Here is a 17345-nt window from a genome sequence, read left to right as displayed (position 1 = left end):
CTGGACCAAGACAGCAGAACAGATCCTCGAATCCATCGGCCGACTTCTGAACCGAATTTCAGGCGCGGGACACTAGTAGTGACGTCACTCTATCCAGTGCCGCGCAGGTTCTCCGATGCTTAAGGTGAATATTTCCTAAAGAATTGCGGCCAGGCCCGATGCACTGTTTTCGGGCAAAACGAAACCCCGCCTTCACGGCTTGTGGCCTGTGACGACGGGGTTTCTCTGGTGCACCCCCCGGGACTCGAACCCGGAACCCATTGATTAAGAGTCAATTGCTCTGCCAGTTGAGCTAGAGGTGCAGCTGTTGTTTTGGTTCTTCCCGATGGCTTTTGTTTCCCTCGTTCATCTCCGCAACGACATGAAACTCTACACGAGTTTTAGCCCGGTGTGAAATCGGCGCCTGCATCAGCCTCCGGGGCTGCCCGGAGGCGCCAAAATCAGCGCGGAATCAGGGTTTTGATTGTTGGTAAGCATCCACAAGGTGCCGTCCGGGGCCAGCGAAACGTCGCGGATGCGCCCGAACCGCGCTGTGAAATGGCTCACAGGATTGCCTGCATTTTCACCGGCGAGGGGGACTGCCCACAGTCTCTGGCCCCGCAGCGCTCCCAGATACGCTGTGGAGCCGACGATCTCGAGTCCGCTCGGAGAGGATTCCGCGGTGGACGGCCAGACGACTTTGGCGTCAATGAAGCCGGCCTTTCCCGGAGCTCCGGTGACCTCGGGCCACCCGTAGTTCCCGCCGGGCTGGATCAGGTTCAGTTCGTCATCCACGTTCGGACCGAATTCGCTGGACCAGAGCCTGCCCGCGTCGTCCCAGTCGAGCCCCTGCACATTGCGGTGGCCGAGGCTGTAGACCGGGTTGTCTCCGAACGGATTGCCGGGCGCCGGCTCGCCCTTTTCGGTGATCCGAAGGATCTTCCCGCCAAGCGCGTTCGGATCCTGGGGCTGGTCGCGGCGCTGCGAGTCTCCGGTTCCCACATAGAGGTTCCCGTCCGGTCCGAAACGGATGCGGCCGCCGTTATGGGTCGAGGCCTTCGGGATGCCGGCGAAGATCGTCTCGGGCGTGCCCAGCTCCAGCGCGCCCCCTGGAACCCGCTCAGTCAGTGTGAGCCGGGCGATCCGGTTGTCGGACCGGGCCGTGAAATAGGCGAAAAGTGACCGGTCGGAAGCGAAGTTCGGCGACACCGCCAGCCCAAGGAGGCCGCCTTCACCGCCCGGGACTACTCCGGGGACACTCCCCAGTGCCGTTGTGTTCCCGTCCCGGACCGCTTTGAGTTCGCCGCTGTCCCGTTCGGAAATAACGGCCGTGCCGTCCGGCAGGAACACCGTGGACCATGGCAGGCGCAGCCCCTCCACTGTCCGCAGCACCCGGGGTTCCTGGCCCGCACTGTTGCTGCCTGTGACTTGACCGGCGTTACCCGTGGGGATGCTGCTGCCGCCACCGGTGCAGGCAACCAGCGCCAGCAACGACACGACGGCGGTGACAGGCCCGACGGCGGTGACGGGCCGCAGCAGGAGCTCCGGCCCGGGTCGGCGCCGCTCCTTGTCCCGGTTCATGGTGACGGCGGCCCTCCGGATGCCGGACCTAGTGCCGGCTCCGTCGCGGCGCACGGAAGCCGGCCGCTTCGGCATGGGCTGCCGACTCGAACCAGACCTCCGCTACGGTTTCCTCATAGGCCGGGCTGGTTTCATCGTGGTAGATCATCGACTGCGCATTGCCCTTGACCGTGTAGCCCTCGGGTGCGCTGCCATCCGGACCCGGGGCGGCTGAGCCTTCCCCGTACGGTTTGTCTGCCGCAAGGTGTCCGGCGGGTTCGGCCGTGTGGGTTGCGGACCCTTCAGTCGCGGCTGACGAGGCGGCCGCCTGCATGGTTTCGGCATCCCCCTCGGACGGGGCTCGTGTGTCGCTCGCAACGGCTGGCCCGGTCCCGCCGGCCGGTGGCAGTTCCGCCCCGGCTCCTTCTGTGCGGACTTCTTTTTCCTGGACTTCTTTTTCCTGGACAGCTGCTTCCGGGACGTCTTCCGCTGCGGCGGATTCGGCGCCGGGGAGCGTGGGAGAATGCGGCTCCGTGTACTCGGGGTGATGGACAGGTGCCGCGGTAGCCGTCCCGGCGGCCAGGGATTCCCCTGCTGATTCCTGAGCCGGGGCCGCCAGGGTGTGCGGTTCGGCGTGGGCTTCCGCCGCGTGCGGCGTGCTTGCCGCCTCGGACCACTGCGCCTCCCACTCTGCCTTGTCGGACACGGCTGCTTCGCCGGACACCGCTGCCATACCCGCGGCGGGCGCCGCCGTCGTGGCTGCAGAGTCTTCGTCCCAGTCATCCACATCTCCACCGGCGGGTGCGTACGCTGCCGGTGCTGACCTCATCGGTGCGGCTTTGGCTGCCGAGCTGAACCCTGCGGCACCCGGCATCCCGGCGGTGGCGGCTGCGTCTGCCGAAGGTGCTGCACTGCCTCCGGCCGGTGCGCCGGCAACGGGCCGCGGAGTTCCTGCCTGCCCTGACGGTGGAACGGACACGCCGGCATCGGAGGGCGTCGATGTTCCGGTGGTATTTCCTGAACTGTTGCGGTTCAGGAGCCACCACACAACTCCGACGATGACCACGATGACGATGACCCAGATAATCCAGTCCATAGCAGAGCCCTTCTGTCCATAAGGCAAGGTTGCCGTTGCTTGACGTTACGTCGGTGTGATTAGGGCTGTAAAGGTTCAGAGGGGCAGCCCGCGCCGGATGAAGTCAGCCATGAATTCATGGAAGTCCGCGGCGTCGTCGGCCTGTTCGATGCTCCGGGTCCCGCGACCGGCCCGCTGAGCCGGTCCTCCCGGCGGCGAAGCCAGGCGCATGCTGTTTTCCACCCCGAAACGGAAGGCTTTCCCGGTACTTGCGGCCACTTCGTAACCGCCCAGCGAAGACTTGACGGCGGGCAGCCGGAGGGCATGCGAAAGGTTTGTCATGTTGATCGCCACCGGAACCCCGGCCGCGGCCAGGGACTTTTCATCAACAGGGGCCACGATGATCTCGGCCGGATGCCAGCGATAGCCGATCACAAAGCTCCGCCGGCGCGGAGGAGCCCAGCCCCGGGCCGCAGCACCCGCACCCTCAAAGCTGTTGGAGCCGCAGACGAGGTTGTAGTCGCCGTAGTTGGGAATCTGGTGATCAAAAACGGCGCGGAGCCTGGCCTTGAGCTCTTCGCTGCTGAGCGGGGGAGCGGCGTCAGTGTCCGATTCCGGGTTGGTCGCGTCCGGGTTGACCGGCACGGGCTTGCTGTTCACAGTGAAGTCCTGATGGTCGACCGGCAGGGTGGCTTGCACGCTACCAGAGCCGGCGCAGGATGCCTTGTCATGTCCGGGCTGCATGCGGGCTCAGTGCGCGGGCACTGTCCTGCAACACTGTCCTGTAGCCTCGCTTCATGGATTTGAAACGGCTCCGGATTCTCCGTGAACTCTCGGACCGGGGAACCGTGGGCGCCACCGCCGAGGCCATGGAGGTGACGCCGTCGGCCGTTTCCCAGCAACTCAAGACCCTCCAGGACGAACTGGGCGTTGTCCTGGTGGAGAAGTCCGGCAGGGGAGTGCGCCTGACCGAGGCAGGGCGCGCGATGGCGGCGGCCGCGGCGGATGTGTCCACTGCCATGGCCCGCGCCGAAGCCACCATCGACACATACCGGCAGGGCTGGCAGACGCACGTCAAGGCAGCCTTCTTTCCGAGTGCGGCGGAAATGTTCCTCCCCGGTCTCCTGCACCGCGTCAAGGCGGTGGAAGGACTCCGGTTCGAGGCCTCCTTCGAGGACCCCGGCGTCGCGGGCTTCGCTGCCCTGGCCGCCGACTACGACATCGTCCTGGCCCACAGCGTTGATGGTCCCGATGTCTTCGCCCGGCAGGGGCTCGTGGTGGTTCCCCTGCTGAACGAGCCGCTGGACGTCGCCGTGCCGGCCGGCCACGTCCTGGCGGCGAAGTCCTCGCTGACCGCCGGCGACGTAGTGGGTTTTCCGTGGATGGGCGTCCCGGAGGGTTTCCCCTTCGACACGGTACTGCGCCAGATCGAGGTCCAGGCAGGGTCGCCGGCGGTACGCGCGCAGTTGTTTCCCGATCTTCGCGTCCTGGAGGCACTGGTGAGTGCAGGTCACGGGCTGAGCCTGCTGCCCCGGTACACCGCCTTGCGGAACCAGGAGCGCGGCTTCGTCTTGCGCCCGCTGCTCGGGGTGACTGCCCGCCGCAGCATCGTGGCGCTCGCCCGCCCGGATGTGGCGGCACGGACCACAATCGCGCAGGTCCTGTCCATGCTGGAGGCCGAAGCTGCATCAATCGATGCCGCCGGCCTCCGTGATGCCTGACACAATCCAAGGCAGCTCGGGCCTCAGCCGATCTCATTATTCGAGACGAGAGTCCACTATTTGATCGAAATATTCCCGGTTTTCGGCTTAACGGGCCCCTCCGGGTCGTTGGCGTCCCGATCGGAGTCATAGACTTTGACCCATGAGTGAGGACACCCAAGCAGCAATCGAGAACAAGATTGACATCAAGCCCCGCAGCCGGGTCGTCACCGACGGGATCCACGCCGCCCCCGCGCGCGGTATGTTCCGCGCCGTGGGCATGGGCGACGACGACTTCGCGAAGCCGCAGATTGGCGTGGCAAGTTCGTGGAACGAGATCACTCCCTGCAACCTTTCCCTGAACCGGCTGGCCCAGGGCGCCAAAGAGGGCGTCCACGCAGGCGGCGGTTTCCCCATGCAGTTCGGCACCATCTCCGTCTCGGACGGCATCTCCATGGGCCACGAGGGCATGCACTTCTCCCTGGTCTCGCGTGAGGTCATCGCCGACTCCGTCGAAACCGTGATGCAGGCCGAGCGCATCGACGGCTCGGTGCTCCTGGCCGGCTGCGACAAGTCCCTCCCGGGCATGCTGATGGCAGCTGCCCGCCTGGACCTCGCCAGCGTGTTCCTGTACGCCGGCTCCATCATGCCGGGCTGGGTCAAGCTGGAGGACGGTTCCGAGAAGGAAGTCACCCTGATTGACGCCTTCGAAGCCGTGGGTGCCTGCGCCGCCGGCAAGATGAGCCTCGGAGACCTGGAACGCATCGAAAAGGCCATCTGCCCGGGTGAAGGCGCCTGCGGCGGCATGTACACGGCCAACACCATGGCCTGCATCGGCGAAGCCCTGGGCATGTCCCTCCCGGGCTCCGCTGCCCCGCCCTCGGCAGACCGCCGTCGTGATGAGTTCGCCCGCAAGTCCGGCGAAGCGGTGGTCAACCTGCTCCGCCTTGGCATCACTGCCCGCGACATCATGACCAAGAAGGCCTTCGAGAACGCCATTGCCGTGACCATGGCATTCGGTGGCTCCACCAACGCCGTCCTGCACCTGCTCGCCATTGCCCGGGAAGCCGAAGTCGAACTGACGCTCGACGACTTCAACCGCATCGGCGACAAGATCCCGCACCTCGGCGACCTCAAGCCCTTCGGCCGCTACGTGATGACCGACGTGGATAAGATCGGCGGCGTGCCGGTCATCATGAAGGCACTGCTCGACGCCGGACTGCTGCACGGCGACTGCCTCACCGTTACCGGCAAGACCCTTGCCGAGAACCTCGAGTCCATCAACCCGCCGGACCTCGACGGCAAGATTCTTCGTGCGCTGGACAACCCGATCCACAAGACCGGCGGCATCACCATCCTGCACGGTTCCATGGCGCCGGAAGGCGCCGTCGTCAAGAGCGCCGGTTTCGACGCCGACGTCTTCGAGGGCACCGCCCGCGTCTTCGAGCGCGAACAGGGCGCCCTGGATGCCCTGGACAACGGAAAAATCAAAGCCGGCGACGTCGTCGTCATCCGCTACGAAGGTCCGAAGGGCGGTCCGGGCATGCGCGAGATGCTCGCGATCACCGGCGCCATCAAGGGCGCGGGCCTCGGCAAGGACGTTCTGCTCCTGACGGACGGCCGCTTCTCCGGCGGGACCACCGGTCTGTGCATCGGCCACGTTGCCCCGGAAGCAGCCGACGGCGGCCCCATCGCCTTCGTCCAGGACGGCGACAGGATCCGTGTCGACATCGCCGCGCGAACCTTCGACCTCCTGGTCGACGAGGCCGAGCTGGAATCCCGCAAGACCGGCTGGGAGCCGCTTCCTGCCAAGTTCACCAAGGGCGTGCTCGCCAAGTACGCCAAGCTGGTGCACAGCGCCTCCACCGGCGCATACTGCGGGTAGTACCCGCAGCCCAATCCGTGGACAACGGCGTCCACATAGTGAGATGCGTACCGTCGTCGTTGACACGCTTCTCACCAGAGGGAAAACTGAACGCATGATCGCATTCGTTACTAGCTTCGCTGCTGCAGAGGCAGTCGTCGTCCTTACCAAGCGCGTGGCTCAATAGCCCGACTGGTAACGAACCGTCACGCGCAAACCCCTCGAAGAGCCTCACGGCTGAGGGGTTTTTTTATTTGTTCCACATATTGAACCCGTCATGAGATTTACCCGCTAATAAAGATCCACAAAGGAAGAGTCCGATGAGCAAAGGATCGCCGATCAGCCCCTCGCTGATGGCTACAAAGTCCGCTGGAGCCCCCAAAGCTCCGGAACGCGCCGACCGCACGGCCGATGCCGGCGTCGAGCACGCTGCTGCTGTCTCTCCTGTACTCGGACCGAACAACGTCGTACCCCCGACGGTGATGACCGGTTCACAAGCTATTGTCCGCTCGCTCGAAGAACTCGGCGTGGACGATATTTTTGGTTTGCCCGGTGGCGCGATCCTGCCCACCTATGACCCCTTGATGGCCTCCCGCATGAATCACGTGCTGGTCCGTCACGAACAGGGAGCCGGCCACGCCGCGCAAGGCTACGCCATGGTTACCGGGCGGGTGGGCGTCTGCATTGCCACCTCGGGTCCCGGCGCCACCAACCTCGTTACCGCCATCATGGATGCGCACATGGATTCCGTGCCGCTGGTGGCCATCACCGGCCAGGTGTCCAGCGGTGTCATCGGCACGGACGCCTTCCAGGAAGCTGACATCGTGGGCATCACCATGCCCATCACCAAGCACTCGTTCCTGGTGACCGACCCCAATGACATCCCGCATGTCATGGCTGAGGCATTCCATCTCGCCTCCACGGGCCGTCCCGGTCCGGTGCTGGTGGACGTCGCCAAGGACGCCCAGCAGGGCCAGATGACGTTCTCCTGGCCGCCGAAGATCGACCTGCCCGGCTACCGCCCGGTGGTCCGCGGCCACAACAAGCAGGTTCGCGAAGCAGCGAAGCTGATTGCTGCGGCCAGCAAGCCCGTCCTCTACGTCGGCGGCGGCGTGGTCAAGGCGCATGCTTCGGCGGAACTGCGGGAGCTCGCCGAAATCACCGGCGCACCGGTGGTGACCACCCTGATGGCCCGCGGCGTGTTCCCGGACTCACACCCGCAGCACGTCGGCATGCCGGGCATGCACGGCACGGTGTCCGCCGTTACCGCGCTGCAGCAGTCCGATCTGCTCATCACCCTGGGCGCCCGTTTCGACGACCGGGTGACCGGCGTCCTGAAAACCTTCGCGCCGAACGCCAAGGTGATCCACGCGGACATCGATCCGGCCGAGATCTCCAAGAACCGCACCGCGGACGTTCCGATCGTGGGCTCCGTCAAGGAGATCATCCCGGAACTGACCGAGGCCGTGAAGACGCAGTTCGCTGCTTCCGGCACGCCGGACCTGGAGAACTGGTGGGCGTTCCTGAACAACCTGAAGGATACGTATCCGCTGGGGTGGACCGAGCCCGAAGACGGCCTCACCGCACCGCAGCGCGTCATTGAGCGCATCGGTGCCCTCACCGGCCCCGAAGGGATTTACGTTGCGGGCGTCGGCCAGCACCAGATGTGGGCGGCGCAGTTCATCAAGTACGAACGCCCCCACGCCTGGCTGAACTCCGGCGGAGCCGGCACCATGGGCTACGCCGTTCCCGCGGCCATGGGCGCCAAAGTGGGCGCACCGGACCGTGTGGTCTGGGCCATCGACGGCGACGGCTGCTTCCAGATGACCAACCAGGAACTGGCCACCTGTGCCATCAACAAGATCCCGATCAAGGTTGCGGTCATCAACAACTCCTCGCTGGGCATGGTTCGCCAGTGGCAGACCCTCTTCTACGAGGGCCGCTACTCGAACACCGACCTGAACACCGGCCACGAGACAGTCCGCATCCCGGACTTTGTGAAACTGGGCGAGGCCTACGGCTGCGCGTCCTTCCGGTGCGAACGCGCTGAGGACATCGACGCCACCATCCAGAAGGCCCTTGAGATCAATGACCGCCCCGTGGTCATCGACTTCGTAGTGAGCCCCGACTCCATGGTGTGGCCGATGGTGCCCGCCGGAGTGAGCAACGACCAGATCCAGGTCGCCCGCAACATGACCCCGGAATGGGAAGAGGAGGACTGATCATGACCCGCCACACGCTGTCCGTTCTGGTCGAAGACAAGCCCGGTGTGCTGACCCGAGTCGCGAGCCTCTTCGCGCGCCGGGCCTTCAACATTAATTCCCTGGCCGTCGGCCCGACGGAAGTTCCGGGCATGTCCCGGATGACCGTCGTCGTCGACGCCGACGGTGACCTGATCGAACAGGTCACCAAGCAGTTGAACAAACTTGTCAACGTGATCAAGATTGTTGAACTGACCTCAGAATCTTCCGTACAGCGAGACCACATCCTGGTCAAGGTACGTGCGGATGCCGCAACACGCCTGCAGGTGACCCAGGCTGCAGACCTGTTCCGCGCTTCAGTGGTCGACGTCTCCACAGACTCGGTGGTCATTGAAGCAACCGGCCACCCCGAAAAGCTCACCGCACTGCTGTCAGTGCTCGAGCCCTTCGGCATCCGCGAAATTGTGCAGTCCGGCACCCTGGCCGTTGGACGGGGATCCCGCTCCATGAGCGACAGGGCCTTGCGCAGCGCCTAGGCGCCACGTACAGCCCGTGCAGTAACGCAACACCACAGACTATTTACACCCGAGAATCCACTCAAAAGGAGTTACGCAAGTGACTGAAATGTTCTATGACGACGACGCTGATCTGTCCATCATCCAGGGCCGGAAGGTAGCCATCGTCGGCTATGGCTCGCAGGGCCACGCCCACGCCCTGAACCTGCGCGACTCCGGCGTTGAAGTTACCATCGCCCTCAAGGAGGGTTCGGCGTCGATCGCCAAGGCACAGGACGCCGGATTCACGGTCAAGAACGTCGCCGACGCCGCCGAATGGGCCGACGTCATCATGATCCTGGCGCCGGACCAGCACCAGCGCTCGATCTACAACGACTCCATCAAGGACAAGCTGACCCCCGGCAAGGCCCTGGCCTTCGCACACGGCTTCAACATCCGCTTCGGCTACATCGAGGCGCCGGAGGGTGTTGACGTCATCCTGATCGCCCCGAAGGCTCCCGGCCACACCGTGCGCCGCGAATTCGAAGCCGGCCGCGGCATCCCGGACATCATCGCGGTCGAGCAGGACGCCACCGGCGCAGCCTGGGACCTGGCCAAGTCCTACGCCAAGGCCATTGGTGGCACCCGTGCCGGTGTCATCAAGACGACTTTCACCGAGGAAACCGAAACCGACCTCTTCGGCGAGCAGGCCGTCCTGTGCGGCGGTGTCTCCCAGCTGGTCCAGTACGGCTTCGAGACCCTGACCGAAGCCGGCTACCAGCCGCAGATCGCCTACTTCGAGGTGCTTCACGAGCTCAAGCTCATCGTTGACCTCATGTGGGAAGGCGGCATCGCCAAGCAGCGCTGGAGCGTTTCCGACACCGCAGAGTACGGCGACTACGTCTCCGGCCCGCGCGTCATCACCCCCGAGGTGAAGGAAAACATGAAGGCTGTCCTCGGCGACATCCAGAACGGCGCGTTTGCCAAGCGCTTCATTGAAGACCAGGACAACGGCGGCGTGGAGTTCAAGGCGCTGCGTGCCAAGGCTGAGCAGCACCCCATCGAGAGCGTCGGCCGCGAACTGCGTGGCCTGTTCTCCTGGCAGCAGCAGGACGAGGACTACGTAGAGGGCTCGGCAGCCCGCTAAGGCTGCCGCCACCAAGGCCGTCGGCCAGGTGCCCTTCACAAGGCAGTAGTGAGGCCGGGTTCACACTTAACAATGTGAGCCCGGCCTTTCCGTCCGCCTAGACTTGATTTATCCCCAGGACTGCAACGCAGAGGATCAGCCGTGTCAAAACCCGTAGTACTGCTCGCCGAAGAACTTTCACCCGCCACAGTCGAGGCCCTCGGCCCGGACTTTGAAATCCGCCAGACAGACGGCTCCGACCGTTCCCAGCTGCTCTCTGCCATCGTGGACGTTGACGCAATCCTGGTCCGTTCTGCCACGCAGGTGGACGCTGAGGCCATCGCTGCGGCCAAGAACCTGAAGGTCATTGCCCGCGCCGGAGTGGGCCTGGACAACGTCGACATCAAAGCTGCCACGCAGGCCGGTGTCATGGTGGTCAACGCGCCGACGTCGAACATCGTCTCCGCCGCTGAACTGACGGTCGGCCACATCCTGAGCCTGGCCCGCCACATTCCGCAGGCCAGTGCTGCGCTCAAGGACGGCGAATGGAAGCGCTCCAAGTACACGGGCATTGAACTCTACGAGAAGAAGATCGGTATCATCGGCCTCGGCCGGATCGGCGCCCTCGTGGCAGCCCGCCTGAAGGGCTTCGACACCAAGATCCTGGCGTACGACCCCTACATCACCTCCGCCCGCGCCGCCCAGCTGGGCGTGCAGCTGGTCACCCTGGACGAGCTGCTGGCACAGTCGGACTTCATCACCATCCACATGCCCAAGACGCCGGAAACGGTGGGCATGCTCGGCGCCGAGGCGTTCAAGAAGATGAAGAAGACCGCCTACGTCATCAACGTCGCCCGCGGCGGCCTGGTGGACGAGGAAGCCCTGCACGCTGCCCTGAAGGACGGCGAGATCGCCGGTGCCGGCGTTGACGTGTTCGTCAAGGAACCCAGCACCGACCTGCCGTTCTTCGACATGGACAACGTGGTGGTGACCCCGCACCTGGGCGCCTCCACTGACGAAGCCCAGGAAAAGGCAGGCGTCTCCGTGGCCAAGTCGGTCCGGCTTGCCCTGGCCGGCGAACTGGTCCCAGACGCAGTGAACGTTGCCGGCGGCGTCATTGCTCCGGACGTTCGCCCGGGCATCCCGCTGATCGAAAAGCTCGGCCGCATCTTCACCGCGCTGACCCACGCGTCCCTGACCCAGTTCGACGTCGAAGTTGCCGGCGAGATTTCCTCACTGGACGTCAAGGTGCTGGAACTGGCCGCGCTCAAGGGCATCTTCGCCGACGTTGTGACCGAACAGGTCTCCTACGTCAACGCCCCTGTCATCGCCGAGCAGCGGGGCATCAACGTCCGCCTGATCACCACGCCGGAAACCGAGTCGTACCGGAACCTCCTGACGCTGCGCGGTGCCCTGAGCGACGGCAGCCAGATCTCCGTGGCCGGCACACTGACGGGCCCCAAGCAGATCCAGAAGCTCGTGGGCGTCAACGGCTACGAGGTGGAGATTCCCATCAGCGAACACCTTGTGGTGGTTGCTTACGCGGACCGTCCGGGTGTGATCGGCACCATCGGCCACATCCTGGGCATGAACAACATCAACATCGCCGGCATGCAGGTTGCGCGCCAGGCCGAGGGCGGCCAGGTCCTGGCGCTCCTGACCATTGACAGCTCGGTTCCGCAGCAGGTCCTTGACGCGATCAAGGCCGGCATCGGTGCCGAGATGGTGCGGGAAGTCGACCTCGAAGACTGACATCCCGCCTATTCGGTGAACTTCTCGTGACAGACGTTAACTTCTGCCACGTATGATTGGCCGGTCTGCGTACAATGGCTGGGTCCGATTTTCGGATCCGGCCGGCAGACCGGCCATTATTTTTTGCACACCCGGCAGGGGACGCCTTCACATCCGTTAGGTGTGGACAGAGGTGTGCGCTCACGCAATCCAGCTTTCAGGGAGCCCAATGAACGCCGTCCAGAGGTTCATCAGAAGCCGAGTGCTTTTGCTGACCGCGGCCATTTTGATCGTCGCCATGTGCCTGTCCGTCCTCGTCCAGGGCCAGTCACAGGCGGCGCTCAACCGAACAGTCGACCAGAATTCCCGCGGACTTTATGACATCCTCGTCCAGGCAAAGGCAGGTTCCGGCGGCGCACTCATGCAGCCGGAAATCGCCAACGGCCAGGGCGGCATCAGCTTCGATCAGCTGGATGGCATCAGGAAGCTCACCGGCACCTCCGTGGCGGCCCCCATCAGCCTCGTCTCACGGGTATCGCAGAACCTCGAAGCGCCGCGGCTTGACGCCATGGACTACCTGGGATTCAACGCCGGCCTGGTGGGCACGGCGACCGCAGGGGAGCCCGGCGGAACCGACCCCGGCAAGTGGCCGGCAGCGCAATCGGTCCTCACTGACGAGGCCAAGAAATACCGCGTGACGGCCAGCGCCGTCAGCTCCGACGGCCAGTCGGAACAGACCCTGTTCAAGTCCATGGCCGAGGGTTCCCTCGGCAAGGCCAAGCTCGTCGAAGAGCAGACCGCTGGCGGCAAGAGCATCCGCATCGCGGGCGCCGACGGGGAAACGGGCATCAAGTTCCCGGCCCCCGCGGGCGGCTCCGAACACAACCTGTTCAACCTCTCGGTATCGCTGCCGCTGGCGCCGCAGGTGACGGAGTCCGTCGTCGCCGTCGACCCCGTGTCCGAGCGGGCCCTCCTGGGCACCGCAGGCGACTTCCTCGCACCGCTCGAAAAGGCGCCGCCGGCAGACGCACGGAACGCCGGAGCGATCGGCCGGCACTTCGAAAGCCTGTTCACCACGGGAATCAGCATGAAGGAACTGGAAGAGGGGCCCGACTTCCTCGGCGTCAAGCTCAAGTACTGGGCACCCCTGATGACCCAGTACCAGCAGGCAAAGCGAGCCGGCCAGCTCACGGCCGATTCCCAGGCGATCCCGCTGATCGTCCGCTCCGGCACCTCCCTCGACCTCAAGTACTCGGTCAAGATCGAGGAAATCGACGACTCCGGAAACGTGGTCAAAGACGTGGGCACAGTGACCCGTTCGCTGGACAAGGACTACCTTCCGTTCGTTTCCAAGTCGCCGTTCGCCCTGTCCTGGCCGGGCTCGCAGGACTTCTCCCAGCTGCTGGGGAACACCGGCAACTTCAGCCAGGGCCTCTACAACCCGGCAACGTGGAGCACCGCCTTCGCGTCCGCCCCCAAGTACACCGACGGTGCCACCGCCGGCAACGGAGCCGTGGACAAGACCGCCACACCGGGGGAGTGGGTGACCGTCAACCGCCTTCCGGAGAAGGGTGCCGGCGGAGCGCCCGTCGACCAGACCCAGCGCGAGCCTGTTGACGAACGTTCCTACCGCGACAGCCTGGAGACCGGCACCAAGGTCGCCGCGCCGCTGGCCATGGTTTACGGCACGTTCGACGCCGAGAAGGTCAAGGAAGCCGCCGGGGACATCAACCGGCTGCCCCTGGGTGGCTACGATCCGTCGCCGCTCACCCTGACCGAGGACGCCCAGGGCAAGAAGGTGGAGAACACCGAACTCAAGCCGTCACTAAGCGCCACGGGACTGGTCAGCCAGTCTGCCGGTGCGATCACCGACTACTACGGCCTCGCCGCCGCCCGGGGATTCGAACAGAACGCTTCGGTCATCGACGCCGTCCGCGTCAAGGCCAAGGCGCCGGGCAGCTGGAAGGAGTCCCAGCCGGAGGTCGAGAAGCTTGCGGACGAAATCCGCGACATGGGCCTCGAAGCGACGGTTGTTGCCGGCTCGGCGCGTGAAGACGCCAACATTTTCGTTCCCGGATACTCCAAAGACGGCGCCGGCAAGGAATCCCCGCTGGGCACCGTCACCCAGTCGTGGGTCCGCCAGGATGCGGCCGACGCCGTGTCCGGTTCCCTGACCGGAACCAATGTGACGCTGCTGTTCCTCACCCTGTGCGGTGCCGCGTTGCTGACCGGTGCCTCCACGGTCAGCTACATCCGCCAGCGCCGCCGCGAGGCCGGCACCCTGCGGGCCATGGGTTGGACGCAGAACAGGATCCGCAGCTGGGTCCTCGCCGAGTTCGGCGTGGGAGCTGCCATGCTGGCAATTGCCGGCACCATCCTGAGCCTGGTCAGCTGGAACCTCGCTACGGTCATTGTTTCCGCCTCTGTGCTGGTGCTCTACGCTGCCGCAGCCTACTTCGCGGCCCGGCAGCTGAGGCACCGTGACGAGATCGACCAGGAGCCGCAGCACGACGAGCGGCTGATCGCCGTCGACTCCCCGCTCACGTTCGCCAACCGCCAGCTGAGCACCAACAAATTCAACACCATCTCACTGGCCGTGGCAGTAGGCGTTTTTGGTGCGGCCGTCGGCGGCCTGATCGCCCTGCTGATCGACATCCCGAGAGCCGCCGGCGCCAGTGCCCTCAGCGGCCTCGCTGCCGCCAGCGTGGCGCTGCCCAGCATCGTCCTGGCGCTCTCCGGCGTAGCTGTGGGCCTGGTGCTGACCCTTGTCACCGGACGCTTCGAGCTCCAGGCCAAGCGCCAGTACCTCGGCACGCTCGAAGCCATGGGCTGGAACCCGGACATGCTCGGCCAGGTCCGGCTGTTCGAAAACGCCCTCGTGGGCACGGTGGCCCTGCCGCTGGGCGTGGTCGGCGCCCTCGGCATCGGCCTCCTGCTCGCTCCCTATGCCGCGCTCTGGGCCGCCCTGGCCGGACTCGTGGCTGTACTTTGCTGGATTCCAATTGCAACGAAAGTGGTCCAATGAACAACGACCTGAATCTCGACCGGATTCCCCAGGATGACGCCGGGGACGGCTCGCTCCAGACCCGTGCCAACACCATCCTGAAGGCCGCAGACCACGGGACCCCGCTGGAACTGAGCAACATCACCATCCGCTACGGCGGCCAGAAGGGCGGAGCCGACGCCGTCAACGTCGTCGAAGGCTTTGACCTGACCATCCACGCCGGGGAAATGCACTGCGTCGCCGGCCGAAGCGGTTCCGGCAAGACCAGTATCCTGACCGTCGGAGCAGGCCTTACCCTGCCGACGTCGGGCCGGGTGTACTGGGAGGGCCAGTCCCTCGAGAGCATGGGCGACGACGAAATCGCCGACCGCCGCCGGGCACTGATCGGCTACGTCGACCAGGGCGGCGCGCTGATTGACGGCATGAGCGCACTGGAGAACGTCCTGCTGCCGGCCGTGCCGGACGGCGAAGTGGACCAGCGCCGCGACATGGCAAAGGACCTCCTGGACCTTGTCGGCCTGGGGCGGCGGATGCGCCACCGTCCGGCCCAGCTGTCCGGCGGCGAGCGTCAGCGCGTGGCGATCGCACGTGCCCTGATCCTGGGCACCCGCGTCCTGGTGGTCGACGAACCGACGGCGAGCCTGGACCGTACCTCGGCCAACCGCATCATCAGCATCCTGAAGGACACCACGTCCGACGGAATTGCCGTGCTGGTGGCGTCACATGACCACGAACTTGTCCGGCTCAGCGATACCCTGACCGAACTGATCTAGATTTAGGGGTAGCGTTCCACCAGCTCCCGGCCCGCACCGCTTCCGAAAAAAGGTAACTTCCCAGAGTGTCGTCTTCAGCCCAGACCCCGTTCTACATCACCACCGCCATTACGTACCCCAACGGCGTGCCGCACATCGGCCATGCCTACGAGTACATTGCCACCGACGCAATGGCCCGGTTCAAGCGCCTGGACGGTTACGACGTTTTCTTCCTGACCGGCACGGATGAGCACGGCATGAAGATCGCGCAGACGGCCGACAAGGAAGGCATCACGCCCAAGGAGCTGGTGGATCGGAACGCCGAAATCTACAAGGCCGCCCACTCCGCCCTGGGAATCTCCTACGACCGCTTCATCCGCACCACGGACGAGGACCACTACGCCGCTTCCCAGGCCATCTGGAAGAAGATGGAGGCCAACGGGGACATCTACCTGTCCAAGTACGAGGGCTGGTACTCGGTCCGCGATGAGGCGTACTACGTTGAAGACGAGACCGTCGTCAAGGAAGACGGCCTCCGCTACTCGCGCGAGACGGACACCGAGCTGACCTGGACGGCCGAGGAAAGCTACTTCTTCCGGCTCTCCGCCTACCAGGACAAGCTGCTGGCACTGTACGAGGCACACCCTGAGTTCGGTGCCCCGCAGTCCCGCTTCAACGAGGTCATCAGCTTCGTCAAGCGGGGGCTGGAAGACCTCTCCATCAGCCGCACGACTTTCGACTGGGGTGTTCCGGTTCCCGGTAACGACAAGCACGTGATGTATGTGTGGGTGGATGCGCTGACCAACTACCTGACCGGCGTGGGCTACCCGGACGTCGATTCGGAGTCGTTCCGGAAGTTCTGGCCCGCGGACGTCCATGTGATCGGCAAGGACATTTCGCGATTCCACGCCATTTACTGGCCGGCGTTCCTCATGAGCGCCGGGCTGGAGCTGCCCAAGCGGATCATGATCCACGGGTTCCTGAACAACAACGGCGTCAAGATGTCCAAGTCGCTGGGCAACGTGGTGGCTCCGTCGGACTTCGTGGCACAGTACGGCCTGGACCAGGTGCGCTTCTTCTTCCTGCGTGAGGTGCCTTTCGGCGCCGACGGGAGCTACAGCCACGAAGCCATCGTGGGCAGGATGAACTCCGACCTCGCCAACAACTTCGGCAACCTGGCACAGCGCTCATTGTCGATGGTCGCCAAGAACTGCGAGGGCCGGGTCCCGGTTCCCGGCGCATTCACAGCGGAGGATTCCGCGCTGCTGGCGCAGGCCAACGGCCTCCTGGAGGCCGCCCGGGCCGCGTTCGAGAAGCAGGAATTCAGCCGTGCCCTGGAAGCGATCTGGGGCGTCCTTGGCGACACCAACGCGTACTTCGCCGAGCAGGCGCCTTGGGTGCTGCGGAAGACCGACGTCGAGCGCATGAACACGGTGCTGTTCGTGACGCTCGAGGTGCTCAGGATCGTTGCGATCCTGGTGCAGCCGGTCATGCCGACGGCGTCCGCCGCCCTCCTGGAAACCCTCGGCCAGCACGACGGCGACGCCCGCCTGTTCACGGCGGTCGCCGTGCCGCTCGTCCCCGGCACCGAGCTCCCTGCCCCGGCCCCGATTTTCCCGAAGTACGAGGAACCCGCCGAAGCGTAGTCCTTCCGGACGCCCTGTCGTCCCGCCATAGTTACCCCGGCGCTCCCTCGCTGGCCGCAGCAAGCGGGGGAGCGCTTTTGTGCCCGCTGTTATCCCGGAGCGGGGCCCTGGGTGCGGCAGCAAGGGTCCAGGTATCCAAGTAGTCAGCCGTATGCGTGCGAGTGAATATTTTCACGAAGCAGGTAATTGGTACCTGTGCCAGTTTGAGTAAAC

The 17345-nt window shown here is 64.9% G+C and carries 12 protein-coding genes and 1 tRNA gene; 9 read left to right on the top strand and 4 right to left on the bottom strand.

The features are described 5' to 3' along the window. Positions 1–226: 226 nt before the first annotated feature. From PV761_RS21280 to PV761_RS21265, 4 genes are all read right to left on the bottom strand, one after another. Positions 227–302: transfer RNA gene (locus tag PV761_RS21280), tRNA-Lys, on the bottom strand. A 106-nt stretch (positions 303–408) separates the two neighbouring features. Continuing rightward, the gene (locus tag PV761_RS21275) at positions 409–1635 is read right to left on the bottom strand and encodes a PQQ-dependent sugar dehydrogenase (RefSeq protein WP_347899597.1); all 1227 of its coding nucleotides are present in this window, start codon (positions 1633–1635) and stop codon (positions 409–411) included. Continuing rightward, positions 1589–2635, bottom strand: coding sequence for a hypothetical protein (locus tag PV761_RS21270; protein WP_347899596.1), 1047 nt, complete (start codon positions 2633–2635; stop codon positions 1589–1591). Before PV761_RS21270 ends, PV761_RS21275 begins: the two co-directional genes overlap by 47 nt. Positions 2636–2710: 75 nt before the next feature. Beyond that, positions 2711–3274, bottom strand: coding sequence for a hypothetical protein (locus PV761_RS21265; protein WP_347899595.1), 564 nt, complete (start codon positions 3272–3274; stop codon positions 2711–2713). A 137-nt stretch (positions 3275–3411) separates the two neighbouring features. On the opposite strand from PV761_RS21265, the gene PV761_RS21260 reads away from it, so the two are divergent. From PV761_RS21260 to metG, 9 genes are all read left to right on the top strand, one after another. Beyond that, positions 3412–4335 carry a LysR family transcriptional regulator gene (locus PV761_RS21260; RefSeq protein WP_028271608.1) on the top strand — a complete coding sequence of 308 codons (924 nt, stop codon included), beginning with the start codon at positions 3412–3414 and terminating at the stop codon, positions 4333–4335. Between the two features lie 142 nt (positions 4336–4477). After that, on the top strand, positions 4478–6199 hold the full coding sequence (ilvD, locus tag PV761_RS21255; protein WP_347899594.1) for a dihydroxy-acid dehydratase: 1722 nt from the start codon (positions 4478–4480) through the stop codon (positions 6197–6199). A 299-nt stretch (positions 6200–6498) separates the two neighbouring features. After that, complete coding sequence (locus tag PV761_RS21250) at positions 6499–8400, top strand: acetolactate synthase large subunit (protein ID WP_028271610.1); 1902 nt, start codon at positions 6499–6501, stop codon at positions 8398–8400. A 2-nt stretch (positions 8401–8402) separates the two neighbouring features. Beyond that, the gene (gene ilvN, locus PV761_RS21245; RefSeq protein WP_028271611.1) at positions 8403–8915 is read left to right on the top strand and encodes an acetolactate synthase small subunit; all 513 of its coding nucleotides are present in this window, start codon (positions 8403–8405) and stop codon (positions 8913–8915) included. 79 nt (positions 8916–8994) lie between these two features. Beyond that, positions 8995–10020, top strand: a complete 1026-nt coding sequence (gene ilvC, locus PV761_RS21240; protein WP_028271612.1) for a ketol-acid reductoisomerase — start codon at positions 8995–8997, stop codon at positions 10018–10020. A 141-nt stretch (positions 10021–10161) separates the two neighbouring features. Continuing rightward, a complete protein-coding gene (gene serA, locus PV761_RS21235) occupies positions 10162–11751 on the top strand; it encodes a phosphoglycerate dehydrogenase (protein WP_028271613.1) in 1590 nt (529 codons plus the stop codon). A gap of 208 nt (positions 11752–11959) precedes the next feature. Beyond that, entirely contained in the window at positions 11960–14755 is a 2796-nt protein-coding gene (locus PV761_RS21230) for an FtsX-like permease family protein (RefSeq protein ID WP_347899593.1), read from the top strand. Beyond that, positions 14752–15507, top strand: a complete 756-nt coding sequence (locus tag PV761_RS21225) for an ATP-binding cassette domain-containing protein (protein WP_347899592.1) — start codon at positions 14752–14754, stop codon at positions 15505–15507. The genes PV761_RS21230 and PV761_RS21225 overlap by 4 nt, the downstream gene beginning before the upstream one ends. A 65-nt stretch (positions 15508–15572) precedes the next feature. Continuing rightward, positions 15573–17132, top strand: a complete 1560-nt coding sequence (gene metG, locus PV761_RS21220; RefSeq protein ID WP_028271616.1) for a methionine--tRNA ligase — start codon at positions 15573–15575, stop codon at positions 17130–17132. The last annotated feature ends 213 nt before the right edge of the window (positions 17133–17345 follow it).

Origin of the sequence: Arthrobacter sp. CC3, from assembly GCF_039907775.1 — a bacterium.
GTDB lineage: Bacteria > Actinomycetota > Actinomycetes > Actinomycetales > Micrococcaceae > Arthrobacter.
Note: the sequence above shows the minus strand (reverse complement) of the source record. Positions and strands in the feature narration are given on the sequence as shown.